The organism is Caballeronia sp. SL1002 (genome assembly GCF_057814995.1).
In genome coordinates this window covers 2,010,969-2,030,130 of sequence record NZ_JBYMUW010000002.1, presented here as the reverse complement: position 1 = coordinate 2,030,130, position 19,162 = coordinate 2,010,969, and the positions used below count along the sequence as shown (strand labels likewise).

The window sequence follows — 19,162 nt, the reverse complement described above, 5'->3', positions numbered from 1 at the left end:
TCCGCTTCCAAGCGCGGCGCGCTTCGGGCGCGCCTCGCTTGGCGGCTATCCGGGACGGATGCGATAATGGCTGTTTGCGCGCGAGCGCAAGCAGCCATTTCTATTTCAGGCGCGGTTTTCGGCGAAAAATCCCGAATTCGGAGTGAAAATCCGGCGGATTTCAGCGTGCGAGAGCCGCCCCTGCCATTCGGGGTCATCAGATGCGCGTGTTCAATTTCTCCGCCGGTCCTGCGGCAATGCCCGAAGCAGTGTTGCGCCAAGCCGCCGACGAAATGCTCGACTGGAACGGCAGCGGCATGAGCGTGATGGAGATGAGCCATCGCGGCACCGAATTCATGTCGATCCACGAAGCCGCGCTGCACGATTTGCGCGAACTGCTGAATGTGCCGGCGTCGCATCGCATTTTGTTCTTGCAGGGCGGCGGGATCGGCGAAAACGCCATCGTGCCGATGAACCTCCTCGGCGCGCGCCAGACGGCCGATTTCGTCGTGACCGGTTCCTGGTCGCAAAAGTCGTTCAAGGAAGCGCAGAAGTACGGCACGCCGCACATCGCCGCGAACGGCAAGACGGAGCAGGGTTTCACGCACGTGCCGGGCATTGCGGAATGGCATTTGTCCGACGATCCGGCCTACGTGCATCTCTGCACGAACGAAACCATCGACGGCGTCGAGACGTTTGAAATCCCCGATCTGGGCGACATTCCGCTCGTCGCCGATGCGTCGTCGCACATCCTGTCGCGCCCGATGGATATCGCGAAATACGGCGTGCTGTTCGGCGGCGCGCAGAAGAACATCGGCATGGCGGGCGTCACGGTCGTGATCGTGCGCGAGGATCTGCTCGACCGTGCGCTCGCGATCTGCCCGTCGGCGTTCGAGTGGAAGACCATCGCCGCGAACAATTCCATGTACAACACGCCGCCGACCTACGCGATCTACATCGCCGGACTCGTCTTCAAGTGGCTGAATGCGCAGGGCGGCCTCAAGGCGGTCGAAGCAATCAATATCGAGAAATCGAAGCTGCTGTACGACACGATCGACGCCAGCAGTTTCTATCTCAACAAGGTCGAGCGTCATTCGCGCTCGCGGATGAACGTACCGTTCTTCCTCGCCGACGAAACGCGCAACGACGCGTTCCTGGCCGGCGCGAAGGCGCGCGGGCTGCTGCAACTGAAGGGCCACAAGTCCGTCGGCGGCATGCGCGCGTCGATCTACAACGCGGTGCCGCTCGAAGCCGTCACGACGCTTGTCGACTATATGAAGGAATTCGAGCAGTCGCACGCCTGATCCGCGTTGCATCGAGCGCCGCGATGCGGCTCCTTTTCACTGGCCGGCACGTCCGGCCGGAAACATCAGGCCCCAGATTCCACGCATGGACGACGAACTCAATTCACAACTGAAGCCGCTGCGCGAGCGGATCGATGCGCTCGACGCGCAACTCATCGAACTGCTGAACAAGCGAGCCGCGGTGGCGCTCGAAGTGGGCGAGGTGAAGAAGCATTTCAACGCGCCGGTGTTTCGTCCCGAGCGCGAAATGCAGGTCATTCAGCGCCTGCAGGACGTGAGCGCCGGGCCGCTCGCGCCCGAGCACATCAGCGCGATCTGGCGCGAAATCATGGCGGCGAGCCGGGCGCTGGAGAAGAACCTGCGCGCCGCGTTCCTCGGTCCGGTCGGCACGTATAGCGAACAGGCGATGTTCGAGTACTTCGGCCGCTCGATCGAAAGCGTGCCGTGTCCGTCGATCGACGAGGTTTTCCGCTCGGTAGAAGCCGGTGCGGCGGAATTCGGCGTCGTGCCGGTCGAGAATTCGGCGGAAGGCGCGGTGTCGCGCACGCTCGACTTGCTGCTGCAAACGTCGCTTGTGATCGGCGGCGAACTCGCGCTGCCAATTCATCATAATTTGTTGACGGCGTCCGGCACGCTCGATGGCGTGACGCGCGTGTTCGCGCATCCGCAGGCGCTCGCTCAATGCCAGCAATGGCTGAGCGCGAACGTGCCGTCGCTCGCGCGGCAGGCGGTGTCGAGCAATGCGGAAGCGGCGCGGCTCGCGGTCGGCGATCCGACCGTGGCGGCGATCGCCGGCGACCGCGCCGCGACGCATTACGGCCTCGGCACCGTTTTCACGATGATCCAGGACGATCCGCACAACCGCACGCGTTTCGTGATGATCGGCAAGCAGCCGACCGGCGCGAGCGGACACGACCAGACGTCGCTGATCGTCTCCGTCACAAATGAACCGGGCGCAATGTTCAAGCTGCTCGAACCGCTCGCCCGCCACGGTGTGTCGATGACCCGTTTCGAGTCGCGCCCGGCGCGCGTCGGCACGTGGGAGTACTACTTCTATATCGATATCGAAGGTCATCGCGACGATCCGTCGGTCGCGGCCGCACTCGCCGCGCTCGGCGAAAAGGCTGCGTTCCTGAAGATCCTCGGCTCGTATCCGCGAGCGCGCTGAGCGTCTCAGCGCGCGTCGCCGCAGTTTTCTGCCGCGTTTTTCTGAATTTCACCGACTGCCCGCAGCAGCACAGATTGGAGACACTTATGGCATCGCAATTCGGTCCGTCCTACGTTCGCGCCATCGCGCCCTACATCGCCGGGAAGCCGATTTCGGAAGTCGCGCGCGAGTTCGGCCTGGACGAATCGACGATCGTGAAGCTCGCGTCGAACGAAAATCCGCTCGGCATGCCCGAATCGGCCAAACGCGCTATGGCGCTGGCCGTCGAGGAGCTGGGCCGTTATCCGGATTCGAACGGCTTCGAGCTGAAAGCCGTGCTGAGCGCGCGTTACGGCGTGCCGCCGGAATGGATCACGCTCGGCAATGGCAGCAACGACATTCTGGAAATGGCGGCGCACGCGTTCGTCGAGAAAGGGCAGGCGATCGTCTATTCGCAATATTCGTTCGCCGTTTATGCGCTGGCAACGCAGGGTCTCGGCGCGCGCGCGATCGTCGTGCCGGCGGTGGCCTACGGTCACGATCTCGACGCGATGCTCGCCGCCATCGACGACGACACGCGCCTCGTGTTTGTCGCCAATCCGAATAATCCTACGGGCACGTTTATCGAAGGTCCGGCGCTGGAGGCGTTCATCGCAAAGGTGCCGCGCCACGTGGCCGTCGTGCTGGACGAGGCGTACACCGAGTATTTGTCGGCGGAGAACCGCTACGACGCAATCGATTGGGTGCGGCGGTATCCGAACCTGCTCGTCTCGCGCACGTTTTCCAAGGCGTTTGGCCTCGCGGGTTTGCGGATCGGTTTCGCAATTGCGCAACCGGAACTGACCGATCTGCTGAACCGTCTGCGTCAGCCGTTCAACGTGAATTCGCTCGCGCAGGCGGCGGCGATTGCCTCGCTGCAGGACACCGCGTTTCTCGAAAAGAGCGCGGCGTTGAACGCGGAAGGTTATCGGCGTCTGACGGCGGCTTTCGACAAACTCGGTCTCGAATACGTGCCGTCGCACGGCAATTTCGTGATGGTGCGCGTCGGCCACGACGATGCCGCCGGCGCGCGCGTCAATCTCGCGTTGCTCAAGCTCGGCGTGATCGTGCGGCCGGTGGCGAACTACGGTTTGCCGCAATGGCTGCGCGTGACGGTCGGGCTGCCGCAGGAAAACGAAGCCTTCATCGCCGCGCTCGAAAAGACGCTGGCGGCTGCCTGAAACCCGCGCCGCAAGGCGCGCTTTTATCCAAGCTCCGTGGCCGCGTTCACTTTCAATAAACTGGTAATTTTCGGCGTCGGCCTGATCGGCGGGTCGCTTGCGCGCGCGTTGCGCGAGCGCGCGGCGTGCGCGGGCGAGATCGTGGGCGTCGGACGCTCGGCGCAATCGGTCGCGCGCGCGCTCGAACTGCGCGTGATCGATTCGGCCGCGCCGCTCGACGACGACCCCGCGCTCGAAGCCGCGCTGCACGGCGCGGATTTCGTCCTGATCGCGGCGCCGGTCGCGCAGACCGGGCCGCTGCTCGCGCGCATCGCGCCGTTTCTGGATCGCGACACGATCGTGACGGACGCGGGCAGCACGAAAAGCGATGTCGTCGCGGCGGCGCGCGCGGCGCTTGGTAACCGCGTGTCGCAATTCGTGCCGGCGCATCCGATTGCGGGCCGCGAGTCGAGCGGCGTCGATGCGGCGCTGCCCGATCTCTATGTGGATCGGAATGTCGTGCTGTGTCCGCTCGCCGAGAACGCGCCCGCCGATGTCGAGCGTGTCGCCGCGATGTGGCAGGCGGCGGGCGCGTGCGTACACCGCATGTCCGAATCGCAGCACGACCGCGTGTTCGCGGCGGTGAGCCATTTGCCGCACGTGCTGTCGTTCGCGCTCGTCGAGCAGATTCTCGGCGCGCCGGATGCCGCGCTGAAGTTTTCGTTCGCGGCGGGCGGTTTCCGCGATTTCACGCGGATCGCCGCGTCGAGTCCGGAAATGTGGCGCGACGTGTGCATCGCGAATCGCGAGGCATTGCTCGCCGAACTGGACGCGTACACGGCGGTGCTCGCGCGATTCCGCGAAGCCATCGACGCCGCCGACGGCGCCGCGCTCGAAACCGCGTTCGCCCGTTCGCGCGTGGCCCGCACGGAATGGCAGGAACGCGGGGGCGTGGCTCCCGCGAAATCGTCCGGCGACGTCGCCGGAAAATAAAGGACACATCATGGAACACCTCGATCTCGGACCCTTTTCGCGGGCGTCCGGCACGGTGCGGCTGCCGGGTTCGAAGAGCATTTCGAATCGCGTGCTGTTGCTTGCCGCGCTCGCCGACGGCGAAACGACGATCACGAATCTGCTCGATTCCGACGACACGCGCGTGATGCTGGCCGCGCTGGCGACGCTCGGCGTCGCGGTGAATAACGACGGCGAGCGCTGCGTCGTGACCGGCACGGGCGGCGCGTTTCCGTCGAAAAAGGCCGATCTGTTTCTCGGCAACGCGGGAACCGCGGTGCGTCCGCTGACCGCCGCGCTTGCCGTGAACGGCGGCGAATATCGTGTGCACGGTGTGCCGCGCATGCATGAGCGGCCGATTGGCGATCTCGTCGACGGTCTGCGTCAGATCGGCGCCGCGATCGATTACGAAGGCAACGAGGGCTTTCCGCCGCTCAATATCCACGCTGCGAAAATCGCCATCGACCGGCCGATCCGCGTGCGCGGCGACGTGTCGAGCCAGTTCCTGACCGCGTTGCTGATGGCGCTGCCCGTCGTTCAGGGCCAGAGCGCGCCGGTGACGATCGAAGTAGACGGCGAACTGATTTCGAAGCCGTACATCGACATCACGATCCGGCTGATGGCGCGATTCGGCGTGATCGTCGAGCGTGACGGCTGGCAGCGTTTCACGGTGCCGTCGGGCGCGCAGTACCGCTCGCCGGGCGCGATCATGGTCGAGGGCGACGCGTCGTCGGCGTCGTACTTCCTGGCGGCGGGCGCGCTGGGCGGCGGGCCGGTGCGGGTGGAAGGCGTCGGCCGGGCGAGCATCCAGGGCGACGTGGGTTTCGCCGACGCGCTGACCCGCATGGGCGCAAACGTGATGATGGGCGACGAGTGGATGGAAGTGCGCGGCGTCGAATCCGACGACGGCAAGCTCGCCGCCATCGACATGGATTTCAACCTGATCCCCGACGCCGCGATGACCATCGCGGTCGCCGCCTTGTTCGCGACGGGCACGACGACGCTGCGCAATATCGCGAGCTGGCGCGTGAAGGAAACCGACCGGATCGCCGCGATGGCGACCGAGTTGCGCAAGGTCGGCGCGACCGTGGAAGAGGGCGCGGACTATCTCGTCGTCACCCCGCCGGCCGCTTTGACGCCGAACGCCGCCATCGACACTTACGACGACCATCGCATGGCGATGTGTTTCTCGCTCGTAAGTCTTGGCGGCGTGCCGGTGCGCATCAACGACCCGAAGTGCGTCGGCAAGACGTTCCCGGATTACTTCGAGCGCTTCGGCGCGCTCGCTAAAACATGACTGTAATAAAGCATCGCACTGGATTGACTCAATGAAACCGACTCGCCCATTCCATCAGACCCCCGTTATTACCATCGACGGGCCGACTGCGTCGGGCAAGGGCACGGTCGCCGCGGTCGTCGCGGCCACGCTCGGTTTCCATTTGCTGGATAGCGGCGCGCTGTATCGGCTGACGGCGCTGGCAAGCGTGCGCTACAACGTCGATCCCGCGGACGCCGAGGCGCTCGCCAAACTCGTCGAGCAGCTTCACATCACGTTCCGGGAAGGTCTGGCGCAGCTCGACGGCGTGGATGTATCGAAGGAAATTCGCGCCGAGGACATTGGCAACCGCGCCTCGGCGATCGCGGTGCATCCGCAAGTGCGAACGGCGCTGATCGCGCGCCAGCGCGCGTTCCGCAAGCTGCCGGGGTTGGTCGCGGACGGCCGCGACATGGGCACGGTCATCTTCCCGGACGCGACGCTAAAGGTGTTCCTGACCGCCAGTGCCGAAGCCCGCGCGGCCAGACGGCATAAGCAATTGATCCAAAAAGGATTTTCTGCTAATATGGAAGACTTGCTACGAGATTTGCGTGAGCGCGACGCGCGCGACAGTAGTCGTTCAGCCGCCCCACTCAAGCCCGCAGCGGATGCTAGGACGCTCGACACATCCGGCTTGTCCATCGCCGAAACGGTGGATCAGATCATCGGGTGGTTCCAGGCGGTTAGTGTCTAGTAGTTGTTAGCAGCAAGCAGTAGAGGCTGGCGTTCAGAATTAAGCGCCGGTTTGCAAGGTGCTCCGCGAGACACATGAGGTGACGAACGGAGCGTGTTTTAACCCTTTAACCCCGCATGGCGTTCGCCTTTTTTGCCATTAGCCTGTTTCTATGACGGGCAGGCATCGCGAAGCAGCCGCGCAACTATCGATTTTTATGTCCGACCTGCAAACTTCCAACCCGAATACCGAATCTTTCGCGGCTCTGTTCGAAGAGTCGCTGACCAAGCAAGACATGCGCGCCGGCGAAGTGATCTCCGCCGAAGTCGTGCGTGTTGACCACAATTTCGTGGTCGTCAATGCTGGTCTCAAGTCCGAAGCCTACATTCCGCTCGAAGAATTCCTGAACGACGCGGGCGAGGTAGAAGTGCAGGCGGGCGACTTCGTTTCCGTCGCGATCGACGCGCTGGAAAACGGCTACGGCGACACCATTCTGTCGCGCGACAAGGCGAAGCGTCTGGCTTCGTGGCTGTCGCTGGAAAAGGCGCTCGACAACAACGAACTCGTGACCGGCACGATCACGGGCAAGGTCAAGGGCGGCATGACCGTCATGGTCAACGGCATCCGCGCGTTCCTGCCGGGTTCGCTCGTCGACACGCGTCCGGTCAAGGACACGACCCCGTACGAAGGCAAGACCCTCGAATTCCGCGTCATCAAGCTCGACCGCAAGCGTAACAACGTCGTGTTGTCGCGCCGTGCCGTGATCGAAGCGACCCAAGGCGAAGAGCGCGCAAAGTTGCTCGAGACGCTGAAGGAAGGCGCGATCGTGGAAGGCGTGGTCAAGAACATCACCGATTACGGCGCGTTCGTGGACCTGGGCGGTATCGACGGCCTGCTGCACATCACCGACATCGCTTGGCGTCGCGTGCGTCACCCGAGCGAAGTTCTGTCGGTTGGCCAAGAAGTCACCGCGAAGATCCTCAAGTTCGACCAAGAAAAGAACCGCGTTTCGCTCGGCATCAAGCAACTCGGCGACGATCCGTGGGAAGGCATTTCCCGCCGTTACCCGTCGGGCACGCGCCTGTTCGGTAAGGTTACCAACATCACCGACTACGGCGCATTCGTCGAAGTCGAATCGGGCATCGAAGGCCTGGTTCACGTGTCGGAAATGGACTGGACGAACAAGAACGTTGCACCGTCGAAGGTTGTGCAACTGGGCGACGAAGTCGAAGTCATGGTTCTCGAAATCGACGAAGACCGCCGCCGTATCAGCCTCGGCATGAAGCAGTGCAAGCCGAATCCGTGGGACGACTTCAGCCGCAACTTCAAGAAGGGCGACAAGCTGCAAGGCGCAATCAAGTCCATCACGGACTTCGGCGTCTTCATCGGTCTGCCGGGCGGCATCGACGGTCTGGTTCACCTGTCGGACCTGTCGTGGTCGGAAACGGGCGAAGAAGCTGTTCGCAAGTATAAGAAGGGCGACGAAGTCGAAGCCGTTGTTCTGGGCATCGACGTCGAGAAGGAACGCATCTCGCTGGGCATCAAGCAGCTGGAAGGCGACCCGTTCAGCAACTTCGTCGCGATCAACGACAAGGGCGCCACGGTTGACGGCGTTGTGAAGTCGGTGGACGCGAAGGGTGCTGTTGTTACGCTGACGGCTGACGTCGAAGGCTACCTGCGCGCTTCGGAAATCGCTCAAGACCGCGTCGAAGATGCACGTAACGTGCTGAAGGAAGGCGACAAGGTTAATGCGATGATCATCAACATCGATCGCAAGTCGCGTGGCATCAACCTGTCGATCAAGGCCAAGGATTCGGCTGAACAGCAGGAAGCAATTCGCGGTCTGGCATCGTCGGATTCGAACGCAGCTGCTACCGGCACGACGAACCTCGGCGCGTTGCTCAAAGCCAAGCTCGACGGCCAGAACAGCTAAGACCTAAGGGTATTGCTGCAGAATGACCAAATCGGAATTGGTCGCCCAGCTGGCCTTGCGATTTCCGCAACTTGTACTTAAAGATGCGGATTTCGCGGTGAAGACGATGCTCGATGCGATGTCGGAGGCGCTTGCCAACGGCCATCGTATCGAAATTCGTGGCTTCGGCAGCTTCGGCCTCAATCGTCGTCCGTCTCGTGTCGGGCGCAACCCGAAGTCAGGTGAGAAGGTGTTGGTACCGGAGAAATTCGTACCGCACTTCAAGCCGGGCAAGGAATTGCGTGAACGCGTAGACGGTAAGGCAGGAGAGCCGATGACGGCCTCGAACGAGGATGACGACGATCTTTGATCGACGTCGTAAGTCGGGAAGTCCGGCCAGCAGGCATTGACCGGAAAAAAGCACCCTCAGGGGTGCTTTTTTTTCGTCTGCGATTTGAGTCGCGGGGAGTGCGGCGCGGATTAAGAAGCCGAAGGTGGACGCGCTCCGATGCGTGCGCCGCTTGCTTCCAAACGAAGCGCGGACCACAGCGTCGAGCGCGCTACAAGCTTACCGATACCAACGGTTGCACTCCCGGCCAGACGCATCAATTACAATACCGGACACCTCGGCGCGGGCGCAAACGCACGCGAACATTGGCGCACGGCTTCCGAGCCGGCGCCACTGCTCGATCGCTGCGATAAATCCCGATGCCGTCCGACCTTGCCGCCAAGAGACCTTTTATGAAATTTTTCGTCTGGCTGATCCGCGTGCTGGTTTTCGTGTTGCTGCTCGTGCTGGCGCTCGCCAACACGCAAACGGCGACCCTCAACTTCCTGGCCGGGTACTTCTGGCAGGCGCCGCTGATCCTGATCGGACTGGCATTTTTTGTCGTCGGATTGTTGGCTGGGCTATTGTCTGCGTTGCCTGCGCTGTTCCGCCTTCGCATGGAAAATGGCCGGCTCAAGCGCGAACTTCGCGTCGCGCGGGATGTGCCCGTCGTGCCGCAAGATCCGCCGATGCCCCCGCTGATCTGAGCCGACGCGGCTGCACGCACGTTGATCGACGCCAAGCGGACATGACCAAGCGTCAGCAAACGGATGCGGGCAAAATCGGGCTTCGCGTGAACGCCCGATACTAATAAGACTTTCAGACTATTCGCATGGATCTAGATTTTTGGTGGCTGCTCGTTGTTCCGGTCGCGTTTGCGCTCGGCTGGATCGCGTCGCGCTACGACCTGAAAACGCTGCTCTCCGAGAACGCGAATCTGCCGCGCTCGTATTTTCGCGGCCTCAATTTTCTGCTCAACGAACAACACGATAAAGCCATCGACGCGTTTATCGAAGTGGCGAAACTCGATCCCGAAACGATCGAATTGCACTTCGCGCTCGGCAATCTGTTCCGGCGTCGCGGTGAGACGGATCGCGCGATTCGGGTGCATCAGAATCTTTTGAGCCGTGCCGATTTGCCGGTCGCGGAGCGCGATCACGCGTTGTTCGAACTGGGCCAGGATTTCCTGAAAGCGGGCCTGCTGGATCGTGCCGAGGAAACGTTCCGTTCGCTCGAAGCCGGCGAGTACGCGCTCGGTGCGCAGCGGGCGCTCTTGACCATTTATGAGATAGAGAAAGACTGGAACAAGTCGATCACGACCGCGCAGCATATCGAGACGATGGGTGCGCCGTCGCTGGCGAAGGAAGTTGCCCAATTTCATTGCGAACTCGCGCAGGAAGCGCTGCAGCGCAAGAATCCCGCCGACGCACGCGCGCAACTCGATCTGGCGCTCGCGGCGAATCCAGACAACGTCCGCGCGACGATTCTGGTCGGCGATGTGGATGCAGCGGACGGCGATCTGACCGCGGCAATCGCTTGCTGGGCGCGGGTGGAAGAGCAGAATGCGGCTTATTTGCCGCTGGTCGCCGAGAAATTAATGAAGGCGTACAGCGAACTTGGCCGCGCGGACGAGGGCGTCGATCTGCTGATTTCGTATGTGGATCGCTATCCGTCGAACGACCTGCTCGACGCCGCGTTCAAACACGTGGCCGAGTTGCGCGGTCTGGAGGCCGCGCACACGCTCGCGCGCAATCAGATGCAGAAATCGCCGAATCTCGCCGGCATGACGCGCCTGCTCGAGGCGCAAGTGGCGACGGCCGAGGAGCCGCGCCGAAGCGAGCTGGAATTGATGCGAGCGCTCGTCAAGCAGCGCACGAAAAACCTGCCGCGCTACACCTGCCAGACCTGCGGGTTTCGGGCGCGGCTTTTCTACTGGCAATGCCCCGGCTGCAGCGGCTGGGAAACGTATGCGCCGCGGCGGGTCGAGCCGATCATCGCTTCGACCTGACGCCCTCGCGCGAAGAGCGGGCGGGACAGCACACCGCCACGCGCCGGATCGGCGCGGCCCATGAACGGCATTAATCAATAGCGGGAACGCGTATGAAAATCACCATCATCGGCACGGGTTACGTTGGCCTCGTGACAGGCGCGTGTCTGGCCGAAATCGGCCACGACGTGTTCTGCGTGGACGTCGATCCGCGCAAGATCGAAATTCTCAACAATGGCGGCGTGCCGATCCACGAGCCGGGCCTTCAGGAAGTGCTGAAGCGCACGCGCGCGGCCGGGCGCATCCAGTTTTCCACCGATGTGAAGGCGAGCGTCGAACACGGCGAAATCCAGTTTATCGCTGTGGGTACGCCGCCCGACGAAGATGGCTCGGCGGATCTGCAATACGTGCTCGCGGCGGCACGCAACATCGGGCGCTACTCGAACGGCTTCAAGGTGATCGTCGATAAATCGACGGTGCCGGTCGGCACGGCGCAGCACGTGCGCGGCGTGGTCGAGGAAGAATTGAAGGCGCGCGGACTCGAACCTTCGGGCGCGCATGGATTTTCGGTCGTGTCGAACCCGGAGTTCCTGAAGGAAGGCGCGGCGGTCGACGATTTCATGCGTCCGGATCGCATCGTGCTCGGCGCCGACGAAGACGAAGCCGGCCAGCGCGCGCGAGAGAGAATGAAACAACTCTACGCGCCGTTCAACCGCAACCACGAGCGCACGCTGTACATGGATGTGCGCTCGGCGGAATTCACGAAATACGCGGCCAACGCGATGCTCGCGACGCGTATCTCCTTTATGAACGATCTGTCGAATCTGGCCGACACGGTCGGCGCGGATATCGAGGCGGTGCGGCGCGGGATCGGCTCGGACCCGCGGATCGGCTATCACTTTCTGTATGCGGGCTGTGGTTACGGCGGCTCGTGCTTCCCGAAGGACGTGCAGGCGCTAGTGCAGACGGCGTGTGAAAACGGTCATCGGCTGCGGATTCTCGAAGCCGTCGAGGAAGTCAACGATGCGCAGAAGTCCGTGCTGCTGACGAAGATCGTCAAGCGCATGGGCGAGGATCTGCGCGGACGCACGTTCGCGGTGTGGGGCCTCGCGTTCAAGCCGAACACCGACGACATGCGCGCGGCCTCCAGCCGGACGCTCATCAAGTCGCTGCTGGAACGCGGCGCGACGGTTCGCGCCTACGATCCGGTCGCGACCGAAGAAGCGCGCCGCGTGTTCGCGCTCGATCTCGCCGATACGCCCGACGCACTCGGCCGTTTGCACTTCGAGGACACGCAGAAGGACGCGTTGCCCGGCGCGGACGCGCTCGTGATCGTCACGGAGTGGAAGGAATTCAAGAGCCCGGATTTCGCGCATCTCAAGAGCGAGCTGAAAATGCCGGTCATTTTCGACGGCCGTAATCTGTACGAACCCGAAGCGATGGCGGAACTCGGCATCGACTATTACGCGATAGGACGTCCCCATGTCGAACTCGAAAACGCCGGCCGTGGCTGACAGCGGCGCGATTCCGGTCGTGCCGCGCGCGCGCATTGCGGCGGCGCGCGTGTTGATCGTCGGCGATGTGATGCTCGACCGTTACTGGTTCGGCGACGTCGATCGCATTTCGCCGGAAGCGCCGGTGCCGGTCGTGCACGTTCAACGCAAGGAAGACCGGCTCGGCGGCGCGGCGAACGTGGCGCGCAACGCGTCGGCGCTCGGCGCACAAGCGGGCTTGCTGTGCGTGGTCGGGCACGACGAGCCGGGCGAGCGGATCGTGGAATTGCTCGGCGAAAGCCGGGTCGCGGCGTATCTTGAGCGCGATCCCGAGCTGCTGACCACCATCAAGTTGCGCGTATTGTCGCGGCAGCAGCAGCTTTTGCGCGTCGATTTCGAGAACACGCCCACGCATGAGGTGTTGCGCGCGTGCCTGGAGCGTTTCGAGTCGCTCTTGGCCGGGCACGACGTGATCCTGATGTCGGATTACGCGAAGGGCGGCTTGACGCACGTCACGCAGATGATCGCGGATGCGAAGCGCGCGGGCAAACCCGTGCTGGTCGATCCGAAGGGCGACGACTGGGATCGTTATCGCGGCGCCACGCTCATCACGCCGAACCGCGCGGAATTGCGCGAGGTCGTGGGGCACTGGAAGTCGGAAGCGGATTTGCACGAACGCGTCGCCAAGCTGCGCGCGGAGCTGGATTTCGACGCGCTGCTGCTCACGCGTTCCGAGGAAGGCATGACGCTCTTCACGAACGAGCGCGTGGTCCACACATCGGCCGATGCGCGCGAAGTGTATGATGTTTCGGGCGCCGGCGACACGGTCATCGCGACCGTTGCAACCATGCTGGGCGCGGGTGTGCCGCTCGTCGACTCGATTGCCTACGCGAACCGCGCGGCCGGAATCGTGGTCGGAAAACTGGGCACCGCCACCGTCGATTACAACGAACTTTTCGCCTGAAATCACCATGACCATCATCGTCACCGGCGCGGCCGGGTTTATCGGCAGCAACATCGTGAAGGCGCTCAACGAGCGCGGCGAGCAACGCGTGATCGCGGTGGACAACCTCACGCGCGCCGACAAGTTCAAGAACCTCGTGGATTGCGAGATCGACGACTATCTCGACAAAACCGAGTTCGTCGAACGTTTCAAGCGCGGCGATTTCGGCCGCGTTCGCGCGGTGTTCCACGAAGGCGCGTGCTCGGACACGATGGAAACCGACGGCCGCTACATGATGGACAACAACTTCCGCTACAGCCGCGACGTGATGGACACGTGTCTCGCGACGGGCGCGCAGTTTTTGTACGCGTCGTCGGCGGCGACTTATGGCGGATCGGACCGGTTCGTCGAAGAGCGCGAAGTCGAAAAACCGCTGAACGTTTATGGCTATTCGAAGTTCTTGTTCGACCAGATCGTGCGTCAGACGCTGCCGAAAGCGCGTAGCCAGATCGCCGGTTTTCGCTATTTCAACGTCTACGGTCAGCGCGAGACGCACAAGGGCCGCATGGCGTCGGTGGCGTTCCACAACTTCAACCAGTATCGCGCCGAAGGCCGCGTGAAGCTCTTCGGCGAGTACAACGGCTACGGCGCCGGCGAGCAAACGCGCGACTTCATTTCGGTGGAAGACGTGGTGAAGGTGAACCTCTTCTTCTTCGATCATCCGGAAAAGTCGGGCATCTTCAATCTCGGCACGGGCCGCGCGCAGCCGTTCAACGACATTGCATCGACTGTGGTGAATTCGTTGCGCGCGCTCGACGGCGAAGCGGCGCTTTCGCTCGCCGAACTCGTGCAGCGCGGGTTGATCGAGTACATCCCGTTCCCCGACGCGCTGCGCGGCAAGTACCAGTGCTTCACGCAAGCCGATCAGTCGAAGCTCCGCGCAGCCGGCTACGACGCGCCATTTTTGACCGTGCAGGAAGGCGTCGATCGTTACGTACGTTGGCTATTCGGCCAGCTATAAAAGCGCGCGCCGTTTTTCTACACTGAGTCTCCCGGTCAGCGATCGACGCAGGCCGGCTTCTCCAGGGAGACTCACCATGATCAAGAAACTCGTTGCAGCTTTTGCGCTGTGCATGTCGATCGGCTCGGCCTTCGCGGCGGTCGATATCAATACGGCGAATAACGACGCGCTGCGCGGCATCAAGGGCATCGGGCCGGCCAAGGCGAAGGCGATCCTCGACGAACGCACCGCACACGGTCCGTTCAAGGACGCCGCCGAACTCAGCAAGCGGGTGAAGGGCATGGGCGGCAAGACGGTGGATCGTCTGCAAGCCGAAGGTCTGACCATCGGACCGGCCACACGCGCGGCGTCCGCGAACGGCTCCACGGTCGCCGCGACATCCACCGCGCCCGCCAATCCGGCGAACGCCGCGAACCACGCCGTGACCGTCAAGAAGTAGCCGTAGGTGAGCGTGCGGGCTGGCGCGCCGGCCGGTTCGCACGTTTCGTCCTCGGTTTGGTTTGCGTGCTTTGTTCGCGTGTGTCGTTGCTCGGAGCAGAGTTTCTCCTTCAGCCGTCGTTCGATTCTGGATAAGTCCAGCCGGATGAGTCTGGCTCCCGCGTCCTTCTCAGCGCGGGCTTTTTTGCGTGGTTCGGGGCAACTTCCGCGGCTATCCCTTGGAGCTATAGGGGCGAGCGGCAACACATCTGGCGCTGGGCTACAATCGACGGACTCCCCGCATTGAACGCACGCGTCCTGGTTACGCCGCACTCCATCGGGCGCCGCGCACGAGCACTGCACAATCACGCACAACACGTACCGCTATGGCTTACATGACTATCGAAGACACGATCGGCAATACGCCGCTCGTGCAACTCGTCCGGATCCCGGACGATGAAATTCGCAGCCGCAACAACGTGATTCTCGGCAAGCTGGAGGGTAATAACCCGGCGGGATCGGTGAAAGACCGGCCCGCGCTCTCGATGATCAAGAAAGCGGAAGCGCGCGGCCGCATCAAGCCGGGCGATACGCTGATCGAGGCGACGAGTGGCAACACCGGTATCGCGCTTGCGATGGCGGCGGCTATTCGCGGCTACAAGATGGTGCTGCTGATGCCGGAAGATCTGTCGGTCGAGCGGCGTCAAAGCATGGCGGCTTACGGCGCGCAAATCGTGCTGACGCCGGTGACGGGCGGCATGGAATACGCGCGCGATCTCGCTGAGCAGATGCAGCGCGAAGGCAAGGGCATCATCCTCGATCAGTTCGCGAATCCGGATAACCCGCTCGCGCACTATGAAACCACGGGTCCCGAACTCTGGCGCGAGACCGAAGGCCGCATCACGCACTTCGTCTCGGCGATGGGCACGACCGGCACGATCATGGGCGTCTCGCAATATCTGAAGGAACAGAACGAGCGGATCGAGATTGTCGGCGCGCAGCCGGAGGAAGGTTCGCGTATTCCCGGCATACGCAAGTGGCCGGAAGCGTATCTGCCGAAAATCTTCGACCGAAGCCGTGTGGATCGTGTGGAGAACGTTAGCCAGGCGGCGTCGGAGGCGATGGCGCGGCGGCTGGCGTCGGTGGAAGGCATTTTCTGCGGCATTTCGGCGGCGGGCGCGTGCGAGGTTGCGCTGCGCGTTGCGCGTCAGGTTGAAAACGCGACCATCGTGTTTGTCGTCTGCGATCGCGGCGACCGGTATCTGTCGACGGGCGTTTTTCCGGCTTGATCGGCGTAGTCGGCGGGCACAAAAAAACCCGGGCTTGTCCGGGTTTCTTTGTATCTGGAGGCAGCAGCGTTTATTGCGCAACCGGCACGTCGCCCGCCGCCATGCGCGCCTTCACCGCTTCGCCCAACTGGTACACCGCCAGCGCGTAAAAGAAGCTGCGGTTATAGCGCGTCAACACGTAGAAATTCTTCAGGCCCAAGGTGTATTCCGTCGCGCGGCCCGGCGTCGGCAAGTCCACCACGGTGATCGGCGTACCCGACTCGGCCGCCTGATTCACACCCGGTTGGTCCATCAGCATGCCCGCGCGCAGCAGTTGCGAGAGCGACCAGTGCGGCTCCGGCTGCCCATCGGCGGCGGCTTGCGCGATGCCTTGGCTACCCACGTCGCCCGCGATCTTCCAGACGACCGGACGGCCCGTTTCCCAGCCATGAACTTTCAGGTAATTGGCGACGCTGCCGATGGCATCGGCCGGGCTCGTGCGCAGATCGATACGGCCATTGCCGTCGAAATCGACCGCGTATTGCACGATGCTGCTCGGCAGAAACTGCGGAATGCCGATCGCGCCGGTGTAAGAGCCGAGCACGGTTGTAGGATCGATTTGAGAATCGCGCGTCCAGACCAGGAGATCTTCAAGATTCTTCCGGAACGTCGCTTGCCGTTCGGCGCGGTTCGGCGTGTTCGGGTAATCGAAGGTGAGCGTGGTCAGCGCGTCGAGCGCGCGGAAGTTGCCCATGTAGCGTCCGTAAATCGTCTCCACGCCAATAATCCCGACGATCACCTCCGGCGGCACGCCGAACTGCAAGGACGCGCGCTGCAACGCGGCCTGATTCGCGCGCCAGAACTTCACGCCCGCTGCGATCCGCACCGGCTCGATGAAGCGCGACTGATACACGCGCCAGTTCTTGATCGACGGCGTGGGCGACGGCGTGACGAGCTTCACCGCGGTCGCCGAATAGCTGACGTGGTTGAACAGATCATGCAGCGCGGCCGAATCGAAGTCGTAGCGCGCGACCATGTCGTTGATGAACGCATCGACGTTCGGACTGTTCGCGTAACGCTGCGGCACGATCTCCTCTTCGAACTCCTGGCCTTGCTGCGTAGGCGTCTGCGGCTGAGACTGCGCCCACGCGCCGCTCGCGCACGTCACGCTGAGACCGCACAGCAGCGCGACCGACGCGGCGCGCTGTCTGCTGAACGGGTCGGTGAGCGAGTTTGCAAGCGGGGACAAACGGAGCATCGAGAGAGGCTTCAATGCGGATGAAGCCAGCGTGGCAAGCGGAGCAAACTTGAAGGTCATAGTGTGCGTGGTTGTGGCAGGCGTCGGAGAGTCGGGGCAGTATAACCGACGCTTAATCGGCGCTCGTGTGCGGCAGGCGCGGCGCGGAGCCGATTTCGTGGCGCGTGTGGTAACTTAATGTGGACGATGCGTTGGACGATGCGTTGGACGAAGCGCGCCGCCCGCGCCACGAACCATAAGACGAGAGAGACCCGAGACACGCGGCGCTTTATCGAGTGCCGCCATCGAGACATCATGGCGACCGGTTTTTACACCCACAGTGACTGCCTGCTGCACGACATGGGGTCGTGGCATCCCGAATGCCCGGCGCGTTTGCAGGCGATCGAGGATCAACTGATCGCGAGCCGTATCGATGCGCTGATCGAGCGTGAAGACGCGCCGCTCGCAAGTATCACGGATCTCGCGCGCGTTCACACGCCGGCGCATATCGATTACATCTCGAGCCGCGTGCCGCTGGAAGGCCGCGTCGAGATTGACCCGGACACCACGATGTCGCCCGGTTCCTATCGCGCGGCGTTGCGCGCGGCGGGCGCGGCGGTCGCGGCGACCGATGCGGTGATCGAAGGGCGTTATGAAAACGCCTTCTGCAGCGTTCGGCCGCCCGGTCATCACGCCGAACCCGCCCGCGCGATGGGTTTTTGTTTCTTCAACAACGTCGCGATTGCCGCGCGTCACGCGCTGGACGTGCACGGCCTGCAGCGGGTCGCGGTGATCGACTTCGACGTGCATCACGGCAACGGCACGGAAGCCGCCTTCGCGGGCGATCCGCGCGTGCTGATGTGCAGTTTTTTCCAGCATCCGTTTTATCCGTTCACCGGCGCGGACGGCCACGCGTCGAACATGGTGAACGTGCCGCTGCCCGCACGGACCACGGGCATGACGATGCGCGAAGCCGTCGATCTGATGTGGCTGCCGAAGCTCGACGCGTTCAAGCCGGAGATGATCTTCGTATCGGCCGGGTTCGACGCGCATCGCGAAGACGATCTCGGCAACATGGGTCTTGTCGAGGACGACTATACGTGGCTCACCGAGCAGATCCGGCGGGTTGCCGCGCGACACGCGGGGGGGCGGATTGTGAGTTGTCTGGAAGGTGGGTATAACTTGTCGGCGTTGGGGCGTAGTGTGGTCGCGCATGTTCGTGCGCTGGCGCAGATTTGATGGGTTTTGGGACTGGGGGTGGTTCTGCCGGTGCTCGTTGGTTTGGGTTCTTGGGCGCTTTCTGGGAACTTGCTTTCGTGTAGGTTTATTAGCACGCCGCTATGCGCGGCAGCAGTCACTTTCTTTGCTGCTGCAAAGAAAGTAACCAAAGAAAGCAGCTTATCCGGCTAAGTGTCCACCACGAATAACCGAGCGGATAGGCGCGCAGGCTGACTATGGCAACCCGCATTCATTGGCATTGGCACAGCGCCCGTCAGGTCCATCCTCGCTACGCTTGGACGTCGGGCATATCTGAAAACCGTTGGTTGGTTTGGTTTGGTTTGGTTTGGTTTGGTTTGGTTTGGTTTGTTCGGTTATGCCGTTCCGGCAGGCACTTTGTGCCTGTGGGGATGGATGAGCGGCTCCACTCTGTTTCGTGGTGCGATGTCACGGCTGTTCTATCGCACCACTCCCGGAAACGGACAGTGGTGGACACTTAGATGGATAAGCTGCTTTCTTTGGTTACTTTCTTTGCAGCAGCAAAGAAAGTGACTGCTGCCGCGCACAGCGGCGAGCTAATAGACCTACACGAAAGCAAGTTTCCAAGAAGCGCAAGTCACCCAGTCGGTGTACCAAACCCAACTCAACCCAGTTCAGTCCAGTCATCCGAATTAAGAAAAAACTCCGCTGTTTTTCAACAGCCCAGGCGA

Annotated in this window: 17 protein-coding genes; 16 read left to right on the top strand and 1 reads right to left on the bottom strand. The window is 62.5% G+C overall.

Annotation, left to right across the window (positions count from 1 at the left end):
- The first annotated feature begins 200 nt into the window (after nt 1-200).
- From serC to cysM, 15 genes are all read left to right on the top strand, one after another.
- Complete coding sequence (gene serC / locus AC3D25_RS11925) at nt 201-1,283, top strand: 3-phosphoserine/phosphohydroxythreonine transaminase (protein ID WP_488888590.1); 1,083 nt, start codon at nt 201-203, stop codon at nt 1,281-1,283.
- Between the two features lie 85 nt (nt 1,284-1,368).
- Entirely contained in the window at nt 1,369-2,451 is a 1,083-nt protein-coding gene (gene pheA, locus AC3D25_RS11920) for a prephenate dehydratase (protein WP_488888589.1), read from the top strand.
- Nucleotides 2,452-2,537: 86 nt separating this feature from the next.
- On the top strand, nt 2,538-3,650 hold the full coding sequence (gene hisC, locus AC3D25_RS11915; protein ID WP_488888588.1) for a histidinol-phosphate transaminase: 1,113 nt from the start codon (nt 2,538-2,540) through the stop codon (nt 3,648-3,650).
- Between the two features lie 36 nt (nt 3,651-3,686).
- Nucleotides 3,687-4,622: a prephenate dehydrogenase gene (locus AC3D25_RS11910; protein WP_488888587.1), complete on the top strand. Its 936-nt coding sequence runs from the start codon at nt 3,687-3,689 to the stop codon at nt 4,620-4,622.
- A 10-nt stretch (nt 4,623-4,632) separates the two neighbouring features.
- On the top strand, nt 4,633-5,937 hold the full coding sequence (gene aroA, locus AC3D25_RS11905; RefSeq protein ID WP_488888586.1) for a 3-phosphoshikimate 1-carboxyvinyltransferase: 1,305 nt from the start codon (nt 4,633-4,635) through the stop codon (nt 5,935-5,937).
- A gap of 31 nt (nt 5,938-5,968) precedes the next feature.
- Nucleotides 5,969-6,649 (top strand): (d)CMP kinase, encoded by a 681-nt coding sequence (gene cmk, locus AC3D25_RS11900; RefSeq protein WP_488888585.1) that lies wholly within the window; start codon nt 5,969-5,971, stop codon nt 6,647-6,649.
- A gap of 196 nt (nt 6,650-6,845) precedes the next feature.
- A complete protein-coding gene (gene rpsA, locus AC3D25_RS11895; protein ID WP_488888584.1) occupies nt 6,846-8,561 on the top strand; it encodes a 30S ribosomal protein S1 in 1,716 nt (571 codons plus the stop codon).
- 22 nt (nt 8,562-8,583) lie between these two features.
- Nucleotides 8,584-8,910 (top strand): integration host factor subunit beta, encoded by a 327-nt coding sequence (locus tag AC3D25_RS11890; RefSeq protein WP_488888583.1) that lies wholly within the window; start codon nt 8,584-8,586, stop codon nt 8,908-8,910.
- 371 nt (nt 8,911-9,281) lie between these two features.
- Nucleotides 9,282-9,575: a lipopolysaccharide assembly protein LapA domain-containing protein gene (locus AC3D25_RS11885; protein WP_488889673.1), complete on the top strand. Its 294-nt coding sequence runs from the start codon at nt 9,282-9,284 to the stop codon at nt 9,573-9,575.
- A gap of 125 nt (nt 9,576-9,700) precedes the next feature.
- Nucleotides 9,701-10,876: a lipopolysaccharide assembly protein LapB gene (gene lapB, locus AC3D25_RS11880; RefSeq protein ID WP_488888582.1), complete on the top strand. Its 1,176-nt coding sequence runs from the start codon at nt 9,701-9,703 to the stop codon at nt 10,874-10,876.
- A 92-nt stretch (nt 10,877-10,968) separates the two neighbouring features.
- Nucleotides 10,969-12,369 (top strand): UDP-glucose dehydrogenase family protein, encoded by a 1,401-nt coding sequence (locus AC3D25_RS11875; protein WP_488888581.1) that lies wholly within the window; start codon nt 10,969-10,971, stop codon nt 12,367-12,369.
- Complete coding sequence (gene rfaE1, locus AC3D25_RS11870; protein WP_488888580.1) at nt 12,338-13,312, top strand: D-glycero-beta-D-manno-heptose-7-phosphate kinase; 975 nt, start codon at nt 12,338-12,340, stop codon at nt 13,310-13,312. Before AC3D25_RS11875 ends, rfaE1 begins: the two co-directional genes overlap by 32 nt.
- 7 nt (nt 13,313-13,319) lie before the next feature.
- Complete coding sequence (gene rfaD / locus AC3D25_RS11865) at nt 13,320-14,312, top strand: ADP-glyceromanno-heptose 6-epimerase (protein ID WP_488888579.1); 993 nt, start codon at nt 13,320-13,322, stop codon at nt 14,310-14,312.
- Nucleotides 14,313-14,388: 76 nt separating this feature from the next.
- Entirely contained in the window at nt 14,389-14,751 is a 363-nt protein-coding gene (locus tag AC3D25_RS11860; protein WP_488888578.1) for a ComEA family DNA-binding protein, read from the top strand.
- A 364-nt stretch (nt 14,752-15,115) separates the two neighbouring features.
- The gene (cysM, locus tag AC3D25_RS11855; protein ID WP_488888577.1) at nt 15,116-16,018 is read left to right on the top strand and encodes a cysteine synthase CysM; all 903 of its coding nucleotides are present in this window, start codon (nt 15,116-15,118) and stop codon (nt 16,016-16,018) included.
- A gap of 70 nt (nt 16,019-16,088) precedes the next feature.
- On the opposite strand, the gene mltB is transcribed toward cysM, so the two are convergent.
- Complete coding sequence (mltB, locus tag AC3D25_RS11850; protein ID WP_488888576.1) at nt 16,089-17,255, bottom strand: lytic murein transglycosylase B; 1,167 nt, start codon at nt 17,253-17,255, stop codon at nt 16,089-16,091.
- A 294-nt stretch (nt 17,256-17,549) separates the two neighbouring features.
- Between mltB and AC3D25_RS11845 the strand changes: the two genes are divergently transcribed.
- A complete protein-coding gene (locus AC3D25_RS11845; RefSeq protein ID WP_488888575.1) occupies nt 17,550-18,473 on the top strand; it encodes a histone deacetylase family protein in 924 nt (307 codons plus the stop codon).
- The last annotated feature ends 689 nt before the right edge of the window (nt 18,474-19,162 follow it).